This window comes from Scandinavium sp., assembly GCF_036271055.1.
GTDB lineage: Bacteria > Pseudomonadota > Gammaproteobacteria > Enterobacterales > Enterobacteriaceae > Scandinavium.
This window is the reverse complement of record NZ_DATBBJ010000027.1, coordinates 164059-176077: the sequence shown is the minus strand read 5'-3', so window position 1 is coordinate 176077 and position 12019 is coordinate 164059. Positions and strand designations below refer to the sequence as shown.

Sequence of the window (12019 nt, the reverse complement as noted above, 5' to 3'; positions counted from 1 at the left end):
TTATAACCTCAGGGGCAACACCGACAAGATGCAATCCTGGAAGCACGCTCGCAAAATCAAATGAAAAAAATGTATATCAGAGTTGGGGAACGTCAGTGCGGAAATAAGGATCGTCAGAAGGGGGCGTTTGAAGAATCTTTCCAGGCGGTACAAAAACGCTGTGAGCGCCATCAACAACGCTCACAGCAGCAGGATCATTAACGATGATAGAAAATTTCGCCGTCGTAGATTTTGCTGATTTTGCCGTCGGTATCGCCGATCAGCACATAGTTTCCACCCATGTAGGTCCAGTGAGTCCCCGCATCAGGCGCGGGCAGATTACGTAACTGCCACTGTTTGATGTTGTACTCTTCAGTGCGGTACATCTCTGGCACATTATCCCCAATATTGAAGTGGGTGAAATCGGCAATAAACTCTTTCAGCTCATATTTCTGAATCCCAGAAGTCGACACAGTTGCCGGTGCAGCTGATACCGCACCCGCTGTCGCCAGCAGCACGCCCAGAAGCATCATTTTTGTTTTACGCATACCTTCTCCACATAGCCTGGACTTAAAATTACCACCCCGTATCATTCCCGAAGCACCTGCCTGCTGACAAGTCCCTTGCAGGCAAAAAAGTGTAAGCAAACCTCGAAACGCTATGGCGTATGCCCGGATTGGGTCTCTTGACCAGGTTTTTGGGACGATTCCGTGTTTCATGCTTACAATGCACAGAGTCATTGGTGGAGAGAAACATGCTCAGGCTGGAAGATTTGACCTTATTTGTCCGTGCGGCGGCGCTAAACAGCTTTAGTGATGTGGCGCGCGAAGCAGGCCTGCCACCTGCACAAGTGAGTTCGGCCATTAAACGTCTGGAGACGCATCTCAATATTCGGCTGTTTGCACGTTCAACCCGCAGTTTACGATTAACGCCGGAAGGCGAGACCTGGCTTCCCTTTGCGACCCAGATGCTCGATACACTCCAGGCCGGTTTGCAAAAAATTCAGGCTCCGGAAGATGAAGTCCGTGGCACACTGCAAATCGCCGTCCCGTCTGATCTTGGCCGTAACTTACTGTTATCGGTGTTTCAGGATTTTCGTCGTCGGCATCCGGCATTACGTCTGCGCATTCTGTTTTCCGATCATCTGACTGATGTTTTCAAGGATCCGGTGGATGTGGCTTTTCGCTACGGCGTTAACGATGATGCCTCATTCATCTCTCTACCTGTTGCCGCAGAAAACCGACGCGTTCTAGTGGCGTCTCCCGCGTGGATTGAGCGCCACGGCGAGCCAAAGACACTGGAGGCGTTGGGGCAACATAATGCGCTGACCTATATTCTACGTGGCAGACTCTACGATCGCTGGACGCTGTTTCACGAAGGGCAAAAGCATGAGATCCAGGTGACGAGCAGCATTATGAGCGATGATGCTGAAGTGATCCGTCGGCTAGCGATCGCGGGTGAAGGTATAGCGAATAAATCCTGGCTCGATGTCAGTGATGATATCGCCCAAGGGCGGCTGAAAATCATTTTGCCGGGTTACCACGGTGAGAGTGTGCCGCTGAATATGATCTGCCCACACCGCAAACAACTCTCAACAGCCGTTCGTTTATTGTATGACGCGGTGCGGGAGAAATGCGGAATTATATTGCGGGATATTCCATAGTGTTAACGGGTGTTGCGTGAAATAATATTGTATGAATGTGGTGGCGGTATTATGTGCTTAATGCTGATATATTGAGTAATATTTTAATGAGCAATGTGTCTATTCGTTAATATTTATTTTCGGATAGATTTATGTTTGTTGGGCAAGGAATGAGTGCGTATTATTTGCGCGCCATCCCTATCTGCATCGGGCAATTCCCCCAGAGCCAACAATAGACGAATGCATAAATTGACGATTCATCCTTCAGGTTTGTTGAAGGAAGAAAATCCGCTGTTTAATACCGCTGTGCTCATGGCAGCGACGCTTGTGGTGTATCTTGTCAGCAGCCTATTGCAGGAGCCGGGGCATTTAGCACTTTTTTGGCCGCAGAACGCGCTAATGGTGGGGGTAGTGCTGAGATTTCCTTTTTTAAATCGACCTCGCTATTATTTTTCCTGTTTATTTTCAGTGCTGCTTTGCAACATCGCAATAGGCCATAATAATATTGGCGCATTGTTGATTATTCTGTCGAACGTCGCTTTCATTTGTATTCTCACTAATGCCATTCTGTATGAGCGAAAGCTGCCGACTGATCCCCTGAAAATTAATGTGTTGCGCCTTTACAGTTATTGCCTGATTACAGCGTTAATCAGCTCTTTATTGGGCAGTTATGGATATAATCTGGTAAGTGGTAAGCCGTATGAGACTATTTACCCGGTGTGGTTTAGTGAACAGTTCTCAACCAGCGTGTTGATACTGCCTTTCGTGCTTACCTGGACGGGTTCTCTGCTACCTAAGTCTTTTAATTTCCGACAAACAATGCCCGCAGTGGTTCTGGCCTTATCGCTCACTGCATCTTCGCAAAGTGGCGGCATTGGTAGCCTGGCAGTCACACTGCCCGCGTTGATTTGGTGTGCGATCAGTTATTCTCTGCCAGTGACTTGCTTACTGACGCAACTGACGGGAATTACAGAAGTATTGATGGTGGATGCGCACTGGATGTATTCCAGTTTTGAGGGGCACGTCACGCAGATAGTGTCCGCCCGAATGGGTATCGCCTCAATAGCCATCAGCCCGGTGATCGTTGCTGTGAGCGTGCAGGCTATCAATACGCTTGTTAAACAGCTTTCAGCCCGCGCGAATTACGATTTCCTGACCCGCGTCCATTCGCGTTTTGGCCTTTATGAAAAGCTACGCATTCAAAATGAAAAAGCAGGTAATACCGCACTAAATGTTTTGCTCCTGGATATCGATCATTTCAAAACGATTAACGATACCCATGGTCATGACTGTGGTGACAGCGTGCTCACCGAATTTGCCCGTCGGGTAAAAGAGGTTGTGGGTGAAGAAGGCATTGTGGCGCGCATGGGCGGTGAAGAATTTGCCGTTGTGATGCCAAATGCCTGTGGTGATAACGGTTATCGCCTGGCTGAAGAAATTCGCGCTGAAATTGAACAAATGGAAGTGCAATGGGGAAGCGACACACTTTCTCTGACCGTCAGTATTGGGCTGAGTCATGGACAGGCTGCACGCCGACAATTGGTTGACGCATTCGACAAACTGCTTTCGGAAGCAGACAGATATTTATATCAATCGAAAAGGGCAGGGCGAAATCGCACCTGTTCTGCGGCATCCATCATGGAAAAATATCTGGAGCCTTCTGCCATTTAAGGGTGAAGGGATTTCCGCATTTTATCTCTCATTGTTTAGAGCCAACTCAGTCCTACGATCTATGGAAAAGTCTTCCTTGAAAGCCTACCCGCTCACTTTGTTGAAAAGTGTCATGCTCATTTTACTGGTCGCGTTGATCGCGGTTTTCCTGTGCACAACCGGGCTGCTTGATTTTCAGTCTCGCAAGACAGGTGCTCTGATCAATCAGCAACTGTTAAGTACGCAGAGTGAAATGGCACAACTGCGACTGGAGAATTTACTCGATAATCCGCACCAGCTAAGCCACCTGATGCAGCAATTCCTTCAGGGCAACCAGGCCGTCCTCAGCGATGAGGTGATTCGCCCTCAATTGGTCTATTTGGGTTCACGCGCTTTCGCCGATATCCCGGCATTGCAGAGCTTTACCTGGGCCGATGCCAATGGAAATTACTTTTCCGTAAGGCGCGACGGCAGCACAGGCCGGATTTTCTTCGAACGCACGAGCCAACAAGATCCTACGCAGTTGGTCAGCTACAGCGGGTTGAGCGAACAAACAAACATTGTTAAAGCTGTCGACAATTTTAAAGTCAGCAACCTGTCATGGTTCAACATTGCACGCCATCAACGCAATCCATGGTGGGCGAAGGAGCACGCGGCACAAGGCTATGTGATGACTTATCATCTGCCGGTGTACACCAAAGACGGGCAGTTTGCGGGGGTGCTTTCCAGTAGCTTGTTACCCGCGAAAATGAAGGGCTATCTGGAGCAACTGTTGCCGGGAAGCGATGACTCGATAATTATTCTGGATGAGCATCATCAGGTCGTCACCAGGACGGATAATGCCCTGGCGACGAATAAACTGCCCGCGTCACTCATTAAGCCTGATGAAAGTCCACGCGGTGAAAGCATTCCCTTTAGCGTAGAGGGCAAGCGTTACCTTGCCACGACGTTTGAGGTGCATGATCCCGAATATTTGCTCAAGTGGCATGCGTTGCTGATCGCCCCGCGTCAAACGGCTCTGGCGGCAATGAGCCAGCAGCATCTTACGGTCACCTACGGCAGCAGCATCGTCATCGTGCTCCTGATGGTGGCGCTTAGTCTGGTTATTCTGCGTTTCATGGGCGCGCTGAAAGAGAGCGTAGAAAAAGCCAAAGAGATCGGCTTCAAGCCTTGGGTGAAAGAACCGAAAAAGCGGGAGTTTCCTGAGCTGGTGGAGTTGAACGAGGAGCTGTCGCGTGTTTCTCAGCTTACCCCGTCGGGTCATTCCCAGCGCACAAGCCTGGAAGAAGATACGGAAACGGGGTTACTGACGCTCGGCGGTTTGACGCATACACCAGCGCTGTACGAAAACCGAAATCTGTTGGCGATGATTAAGGTCAGCAACTTTAATTCCGTAAAAAATGCGCTAGGCAGCGCGCTGGCGAAAGAATTTATTCAGTCTTTCTCCGAACGCCTCCTGAACATTTTACCGGAAGGCGCACTCTGCTGCCGTGACCGCGAGGATACGTTCATCGTTGCTTTTTCAGGAAGTTACGAAAGTAAAGATATTGACTGGTGTCGCTCTGTGATGTCGTCCGTATTCCGCGAACAGGTCACGGAAATCGCGGGAGAGTCGCATATCTTTACCGGACATGTGGGCATGATCATCGAACCACTGACCGAGGAAAGTTTCAGCGAGTGCCTGCGTAACGTGAGCCTTGCGGTACAGCACGCGCAGAGCCAGCGTAATGGCGCGTGTGAACTCTTTACATCAGAGATGCGTGAAGAGGAGGTCAACAACCTGCGTCTGCACCAGGCGTTGCGTGACGATCTGCAAACGGAAGGTTTTCACCTTGTATTACAGCCCATTGTTCCTTTTGGCGAGTCTGTCGCCTGTGTTGAAGGCGAGTGCCTGATTCGCTGGCAGTCCAATGTTCTCGGCTTCGTTCCCCCGGATAAATTTATCGCACTGGCTGAACATACCGGAATGATTGTCCCGCTGGGCAAATGGATAATCGACACGGCTTGCCGTGAACTGGCGACGTTTATCGCCCGTGGCGCACCAGCCGATTTCAAACTGCACGTTAATATTTCCGCGGTGCAGCTGCAACAACCCGATTTCTCACGTCATTTGCTCGAATGTATTCACCGCTACGAACTGCACAACAGCAATATCTGCATTGAGATAACCGAAAGCGTATTGTTGCACGACACCCATCGTATCGTCGAAAGCCTCGCTTACCTGCGCCGCCTGGGGATTTCAGTGGCTATTGATGATTTCGGATCTGGCTATTCCAGTTTGTCCTATCTCCACTCACTGCCGTTTGACTGCCTGAAGATTGACCGTGGCTTTGTGCGCAACGTGCTGGACGATAAAAAAAGTGAAGCCGTTATCGCTTCGGTATTAATGCTCTCCCGCAGTTTTGATGTACCGCTGGTAGCAGAAGGTGTGGAGACGGCAGAAATGGCCGCCAAACTGCATGACATGGGATGTGACCTCGCACAGGGATATTACTACTCACGACCGAAGCCTTTTACCGATTTTGTTCCGGTCAATGGCCAGTTTGTTGTGCAGCCCGAATAACGGGCTCACTGGAAACCGAGGCGCGCTATGCAAATCCTGAAACAACAATTTTCCGTCGACACATATCCGTTGTCGTTAACGAAAACCATCCTGATAACGATGTTGGCGACATTTTTTGTCGTGCTGGTCACCATGTATATCTTCCTGAATTACAAAGGGAATGCATTTCTTGATGCCATCAGCGAGAAAATCCTCAATGCGACAAAGCTGAATATTGAGAGAACGATCAATAACTACATAAACGTTCCTCAACAGTCGAATGCGATTGTGGTACACGCCATTAGCCATGAAGATGTGAACACCCTCGCGGTGCGTGATTTAAGCGGTCTGCTTATCAATAACATCAATAATGTTTTTTCCGAGCGTGACTATCTTGATATGGTGAAGTTCGGCAGCGCGAATGGCGATTTTATTGGTGTATCCCACGATCGCTTGCAGGAAAATTATCTGGCGCTGAAAGATGCCAGTACTCACTATAAACTCACCTTTTATAGCGATTTCAGCCTCGATTCAACAGTTGATAAAGTGCTCGACAGTTACGACACACAGTCACGCGAATGGTACAAAGCGGTGAAAGTGGACCGTCGCTCGCACTGGACACAACCCTTCCGTGATTATGACAGTACAAAAGCGGCGGGCATTGCCTGGAGCTCACCGGCTTTTGACCGCAATGGTGTTTTTGCAGGCGTAGTGGCCAGCGAACTGCATTTTGCCGAATTGAATAATAATCTTGAGCGATTTAAGCCGTACCCGGAAAGCATTCTGCTGATTGTGAACGAAAAAAATGAGCTGGTGGCATCGTCAATACCGTCGCTGTCCAAAGCCATGTTCAAAGACAATCACCCTGAACTGGCGTTAAAAACGCTGAGTCAAACGGGCGTGCCAGAAATCGTTGCAGCCGCTAACGCGCTGACACAACAGACAAAACCGGGCATGCTGTCGGTACAGATAAAAGGTAAACCTTATTATGTCGACACGTTCACCGTGCAGGATCAGGAAGCGCAGCTGAAGTGGAAAGGGGTCATCATTAGCCCCACGACGGCAATCACCCAAACCATTCTCAGCTACGGTCGAATGGTCATGTTGGTACTGTTTATCGCCTGTGGTTTAGGGGTCCTTGCGGTAGGTATTGTGCTTTCCCGTGCGACACGTCCTTTGCAGGAAATAGCCCGTAAGGCCGATGAACTGGTTACACACCGCTGGACGCCGTCAAATCATCGACGCCATTTCCCGGAGATCGCCTCGCTCGAAACGACTTTTATGGCGCTGTCGCACAAGCTTGCTGAAAGCTTTGAATTGCAGCGTAAAAAGATTGAAGAAGATGAAGGCACAGGGCTGTGGACCCGAGCAGGTCTGCAACAACAGCCTTCACTGTATAAGCGACGCAACATGGTTGGGCTGGTTCACATCAGCAACATGTACAGCATCGTAAATGCGCTGGGTACTGAATTTGGTGATGCGTTCATCAACGAGTTTATCTCACGTCTGCGTGATCTCCTGCCGACCGATACCCTGATTGCCCGTGATACTACGGATAAGCTATTAGTGATTTTCCCGGGGATTAACCAGCATAAAGATTACCTGCGCTATCGGAAAGTGCTGGCGTCCATGTTTATGGGCGAGGCCAGTGAGCAGCACGCGAGCGATAAAAAATACGTGTACACCGGCAACGTGGGGATCGTTATCGACACCCTCAGTGAAGTGAATTTCATCAACATTCGCCGTGGCGCAGGCATGGCGCTGCAACAGGCTCAGGCCAGCGGCAATGGTGTAGTCATGCTGTTCTCGCAGGAAATGTACGAACGCGAACTGTATAATATTAAGCTGCACGAACATCTGAATGACGCTATTCATCAGCATGAGTTCCATCTGGTGCTGCAACCGATTATTGACCAGAACAATGAAGCCCACTGCAGTGAAGGTGAGTGTTTGCTGCGCTGGCATTCTGAGGAACTCGGCGATATTCCACCGACGCGCTTTATTCCGCTGGCGGAAGAGAGCGGTCTGATTGTTCCGCTGGGTAAATGGGTGATTGAAGAAGCCTGCCGAGAACTGGCGGCGATGATTGCCCGCGGTGCGCCGCAAGATTTCCTATTGCACATCAATGTGTCGGCGATTCAGTTGCTACAGCAGGATTTCGCCTGGCATCTGATGGATGCGGTGCGAATACATGGCCTTTCGAACAGCAATATTTGCATTGAAATCACCGAAAGCGTGCTGATGCAGGACATGCAGCGTATTAGCAAAATGCTCGGATACCTACGTCGCCACGGCATTTCCATCTCATTGGATGATTTTGGCTCCGGGTTCTCCAGCCTGTCGTACCTGCACGCACTGCCGTTTGACAGTATCAAAATTGACCGCAACTTTGTGTTGGGGGTAATGGGCGACGAAAAAGCGCAGTCAGTAATTAACTCGCTGATTGTGCTTGCCAGCGGCTTTAATGTGCCGCTGATCGCCGAAGGCATCGAAGATGAAGATGTAAAACTGAAGCTCAAAGCCCTCGGCTGCGATAAAGCGCAGGGTTACTATTTCCGCCGCCCAGCGGAGTTCTCCACCTTCCGCTGTGAAGCTGGGGAGTTCTACTATCAGGCCCCAGAAGGCGCAACAGACGACGAAACTGTCTGATACTACTGATGAAAAGCGGGGCAGGCAAAGCCTCGTTTTTCGTTAATTTATCTCCGCTATTACCCCTTTCCCCGAATTCTGCTAAAAAGGATGAACCTGCCTGTCGGAGTTCATTTCATGATCGAAAGCTAAACGTTTATCGATACCGTCATCAGAAGTGAAGGCCCGGGGCTGGAAATAGTTGTGGCTGAGTGAGTTAGAGCCCTGTGAGATGGGATATATTTGCGGTGGCTTCAGAAGGGGCATTAGGCCCCTGGTTTTGAACTATTCGGTTTCTCTTCTTTCTTTACTGGTTTCATCCATGCATCATCGTATTTAATATTTCCTCTGACATAATTCCATTCAATACCCCTGAATCGAAGCCCCACGACTTCATGCATATTAGGGGCTGAGCTGCCCGGGTAATAAACATGCGTGAAATCTACAGAAGAGATCACTACATTTTCTAGAGTGATATTGTAAATCTCTACTTCTATACCTGCTTCGATGATTTCATAATATTTTATAATAGCTTTCTGTAATCGTTTTCCTTCGCAGACGGCGATGGCTAAAAACGGACTTATTTTATCTAACTGCTTATGTAAAGTAACAGGATCATGCATACGTGTTCCTGTCATGCTTCCTGTATGGCTATCTATGTGTTGTCGCACGCCATAGCTACTATTCATGATTTCTATAGCACCTTCACGACTGGGTGCGATACAATCACCTAATATCTGTGATCCATTTTCATCATATAAAAATAAATAAGCTGGCAATGACATTATTAGCGGTTCCCGTCGTTGTCTATAAAAAATTTGTCATAATAGTATTTACCATTTAGCCCGTAACTGATGTTGTACGCATAGCCATGCTTAAATATGATGTTTATACAAGAGTCAGGGTATGATAAATTCACGTTACTGGTTGCTTTCACTTGAGTGTATTTTCTTTTAGGCCAGTAATAAATATTGTAAAAATCTACTATGTCTTTTTTATCTATGCTAAAGCACATTACATTTCCTTGCATAAATACACCACGATATTCAGATGGCGACTTTCCACCTCCAGGGCAGCCTGAAAGAAGGAATATCATGGGGATGATTAGGAATAGCTTCATCCTGGGAATCCTTTCATTATTGATTTGTATTTCTGAATCAGAGAATAAGCAGATTGATTAGAGCTGTAATCACGATATTCATACAATGAATTGTTTCCGTTAAAACCATATGTAAGAAGCAGCCAATAATCACTAGCTATTGATGCTTGTTGTTCTAAACCGTAGTGAAGGAAATCGGCTTTATCTAAACTATAGCTATAATCAGCGAAACGAGAAAACAAGCCTCTTGTTCTGACAAACATTCCTTTCTGTGCTTGCCATGCGTGAACCATTTCATGCATAAATCTATGTTTCTTTTTTAAATCATGTTCCAAAGAAAAATCTGGTGAATAGGTTTCTTCTCTGAACCAAAGTTCACCGTTAGGTGTCATGGCAATATCAACAGGCTGTAAGTTGAAGGGGAGATAGCTTTCACGGTGAACCCAAATCCTACTATAGATAAGGCTTGCTCCGAAAAGTGTTTTAGCCATCGCAATTTCACCTAGCGTAAGTTGCCTTACTCCGCCCGGATTGATACGTGTCCCTGATGTTGGTTTTATGATTTCATCAACTGGCATCCAATAACCCTCACTTCCTTGTGGTGTTGAGCGTTAATCGTACTCCCAAAAATAACTAAATCAGGAAATTATTTTTCCGGGAAAGCACTTAAAATCAAAAGAGTGACAATCTTGCGGTAGCAATAAACTTCCCGTAAGCTGACCATTCTAAATAAGAATTTTGTAGCAACGTTTGTGATAAACGTAATGACTCGGGGTGCCCTTCTTTGTGAAGGCTGAGAAATACCCGTACCACCTGATCTGGATAATGCCAGCGTAGGGAAGTCAGAGACCCTCGCAGGGGATCGCTTCTGACCGACTGGCGGGAGCGTACCATGCAACCTGACCTACTTAGTTCCGCGCAACTTGCGCATACATCACATCTTTTTCGCAGCCATTCCCCGCTTGTTCACTGCATGACGAATGATGTCGTTCAAACTTTTACCGCTAATGTTTTGCTGGCGCTCGGTGCTTCCCCGGCGATGGTGATTGATGCCGACGAAGTACCGCAGTTTGCAGCACTTGCGGATGCACTTCTGATCAATGTCGGTACGCTGACGAAGGAGCGTGCATCAGCCATGCTTTTAGCGGTGGAAAGTGCGAACGCGAATTGTAAACCCTGGACGCTTGATCCTGTCGCGGTTGGCGCGTTAACCCTGCGCACGGAGTTTTGCCAGAATCTGTTAACCCTCAATCCTGCGGCTATTCGCGGTAATGCGTCTGAAATCCTTGCCCTGGCAGGCATGAGTCACGGCGGGCGGGGTGTGGATACCACTGAAACCGCTGTTGCCGCACTCCCGGCTGCACAGGCGTTGGCTCGCCAAATCTCAACAATCGTTGTGGTGACGGGGGAAGTGGATTACGTTACCGACGGTTATCGCACGTTAATGGTGACAGGGGGATCTTCGTTAATGACTCGCGTTGTTGGCACCGGATGTGCGTTATCCGCAGTCGTGGCGGCCAGCTGTGCGTTACCGGGCGATCGTCTGGACAACATCGCGGCAGCTTGTGGGATGATGAAACAGGCTGGCAGCATTGCGACAAGTAAGAGCAACGGACCCGGCAGTTTTGTGGCCACTTTCCTCGACGCATTATATGGGGAGGTGCAGGCATGAAGCGGATCAACGCATTAACCATCGCCGGAACCGATCCAAGCGGCGGGGCGGGTATTCAGGCCGATCTCAAAACTTTCTCGGCGTTAGGCGCCTACGGTTGCTCGGTAGTCACCGCGCTGGTGGCGCAAAACACGCAGGGCGTGCAGTCGGTTTATCGCATTGAAGCGGATTTTGTCGCCGCTCAGCTGGACTCCGTGTTCAGTGATGTGCGCATCGATACCACCAAAATCGGCATGCTGGCGGAAACAGATATTGTGGAAGCGGTGGCTGATCGACTCGCGCGTTATAAAATCGAGAACGTGGTGCTCGACACCGTGATGCTGGCGAAAAGCGGCGATCCGCTGCTCTCTGCCTCTGCCATCGCCACCTTACGCAGCCGCCTGTTACCTCAGGTTTCCTTGATCACACCGAATCTGCCGGAAGCCGCCGCGCTGTTGGATGCGCCGCATGCGCGTAATGAGCGTGACATGCTGGAGCAGGGAAGGGCGTTGCGGGCGCTGGGCTGTGAAGCAGTGTTAATGAAGGGCGGTCATCTTGATGATGCCGAAAGTCCTGACTGGTTATTTACTGCTGAGGGCGAGTACCGTTTTACGGCGCCGCGTGTGCAAACTAAAAATACCCATGGAACAGGATGTACGCTTTCTGCAGCGCTGGCGACACTTCGTCCACGTCATAATGGTTGGCTGGAAACGGTGCCAGAGGCCAAAGTTTGGCTGTCGACGGCGCTGTCTCAGGCCGATTCTTTGGAGGTCGGTCACGGTATCGGCCCGGTGCATCATTTTCATGCATGGTGGTAGTATACTGAGT

The 12019-nt window shown here is 49.1% G+C and carries 10 protein-coding genes and 1 riboswitch; of the genes, 6 read left to right on the top strand and 4 right to left on the bottom strand.

Annotated elements, in window-relative coordinates; genetic code table 11:
- Positions 1 to 197 precede the first annotated feature (197 nt).
- Positions 198 to 527 carry an RcnB family protein gene (locus tag VH187_RS03780; RefSeq protein ID WP_329700140.1) on the bottom strand — a complete coding sequence of 110 codons (330 nt, stop codon included), beginning with the start codon at positions 525 to 527 and terminating at the stop codon, positions 198 to 200.
- A 206-nt stretch (positions 528 to 733) separates the two neighbouring features.
- Here VH187_RS03780 and VH187_RS03775 point away from each other — a divergent pair, with 206 nt between their 5' ends.
- The 4 genes from VH187_RS03775 to VH187_RS03760 all read left to right on the top strand — a co-directional run bounded on the left by VH187_RS03775 (position 734) and on the right by VH187_RS03760 (position 8462).
- Positions 734 to 1642, top strand: a complete 909-nt coding sequence (locus VH187_RS03775; RefSeq protein ID WP_329700139.1) for a LysR family transcriptional regulator — start codon at positions 734 to 736, stop codon at positions 1640 to 1642.
- Positions 1643 to 1861: 219 nt separating this feature from the next.
- Complete coding sequence (locus VH187_RS03770; protein ID WP_329700138.1) at positions 1862 to 3292, top strand: GGDEF domain-containing protein; 1431 nt, start codon at positions 1862 to 1864, stop codon at positions 3290 to 3292.
- A 112-nt stretch (positions 3293 to 3404) separates the two neighbouring features.
- Entirely contained in the window at positions 3405 to 5834 is a 2430-nt protein-coding gene (locus VH187_RS03765) for a bifunctional diguanylate cyclase/phosphodiesterase (RefSeq protein ID WP_329700137.1), read from the top strand.
- A gap of 27 nt (positions 5835 to 5861) precedes the next feature.
- Positions 5862 to 8462, top strand: a complete 2601-nt coding sequence (locus VH187_RS03760; RefSeq protein WP_329700136.1) for a bifunctional diguanylate cyclase/phosphodiesterase — start codon at positions 5862 to 5864, stop codon at positions 8460 to 8462.
- Positions 8463 to 8707: 245 nt separating this feature from the next.
- Here the strand turns inward: VH187_RS03760 and VH187_RS03755 are convergent, their stop codons facing one another.
- The 3 genes from VH187_RS03755 to VH187_RS03750 are packed head-to-tail and all read right to left on the bottom strand — an operon-like array spanning position 8708 to position 10118.
- Positions 8708 to 9226: an Hcp family type VI secretion system effector gene (locus VH187_RS03755; protein ID WP_329700135.1), complete on the bottom strand. Its 519-nt coding sequence runs from the start codon at positions 9224 to 9226 to the stop codon at positions 8708 to 8710.
- Between the two features lie 2 nt (positions 9227 to 9228).
- Entirely contained in the window at positions 9229 to 9561 is a 333-nt protein-coding gene (locus VH187_RS23440) for a putative T6SS immunity periplasmic lipoprotein (RefSeq protein WP_414713900.1), read from the bottom strand.
- The gene (locus tag VH187_RS03750) at positions 9558 to 10118 is read right to left on the bottom strand and encodes a type IV secretion protein Rhs (RefSeq protein ID WP_329700134.1); all 561 of its coding nucleotides are present in this window, start codon (positions 10116 to 10118) and stop codon (positions 9558 to 9560) included. Before VH187_RS03750 ends, VH187_RS23440 begins: the two co-directional genes overlap by 4 nt.
- Positions 10119 to 10300: 182 nt before the next feature.
- Positions 10301 to 10397: riboswitch (TPP riboswitch) on the top strand.
- Positions 10398 to 10432: 35 nt separating this feature from the next.
- Here VH187_RS03750 and thiM point away from each other — a divergent pair.
- Together thiM and thiD are read left to right on the top strand one after the other, a co-directional pair.
- On the top strand, positions 10433 to 11212 hold the full coding sequence (thiM, locus tag VH187_RS03745; protein WP_329700133.1) for a hydroxyethylthiazole kinase: 780 nt from the start codon (positions 10433 to 10435) through the stop codon (positions 11210 to 11212).
- The gene (thiD, locus tag VH187_RS03740; protein WP_329700132.1) at positions 11209 to 12009 is read left to right on the top strand and encodes a bifunctional hydroxymethylpyrimidine kinase/phosphomethylpyrimidine kinase; all 801 of its coding nucleotides are present in this window, start codon (positions 11209 to 11211) and stop codon (positions 12007 to 12009) included. The genes thiM and thiD overlap by 4 nt, the downstream gene beginning before the upstream one ends.
- Positions 12010 to 12019: the final 10 nt, after the last annotated feature.

Bases quoted from the DNA above. Each gene is read 5' to 3' on its own strand.
- VH187_RS03760 (WP_329700136.1), top strand. From the start codon at position 5,862: ATGCAAATCCTGAAACAACAATTTTCCGTCGACACATATCCGTTGTCG.
- VH187_RS03770 (WP_329700138.1), top strand. From the start codon at position 1,862: ATGCATAAATTGACGATTCATCCTTCAGGTTTGTTGAAGGAAGAAAAT.
- VH187_RS03780 (WP_329700140.1), bottom strand. From the start codon at position 527: ATGCGTAAAACAAAAATGATGCTTCTGGGCGTGCTGCTGGCGACAGCG.
- VH187_RS23440 (WP_414713900.1), bottom strand. From the start codon at position 9,561: ATGAAGCTATTCCTAATCATCCCCATGATATTCCTTCTTTCAGGCTGC.
- VH187_RS03750 (WP_329700134.1), bottom strand. From the start codon at position 10,118: ATGCCAGTTGATGAAATCATAAAACCAACATCAGGGACACGTATCAAT.
- VH187_RS03765 (WP_329700137.1), top strand. From the start codon at position 3,405: ATGCTCATTTTACTGGTCGCGTTGATCGCGGTTTTCCTGTGCACAACC.
- VH187_RS03755 (WP_329700135.1), bottom strand. From the start codon at position 9,226: ATGTCATTGCCAGCTTATTTATTTTTATATGATGAAAATGGATCACAG.
- VH187_RS03775 (WP_329700139.1), top strand. From the start codon at position 734: ATGCTCAGGCTGGAAGATTTGACCTTATTTGTCCGTGCGGCGGCGCTA.
- thiD (WP_329700132.1), top strand. From the start codon at position 11,209: ATGAAGCGGATCAACGCATTAACCATCGCCGGAACCGATCCAAGCGGC.
- thiM (WP_329700133.1), top strand. From the start codon at position 10,433: ATGCAACCTGACCTACTTAGTTCCGCGCAACTTGCGCATACATCACAT.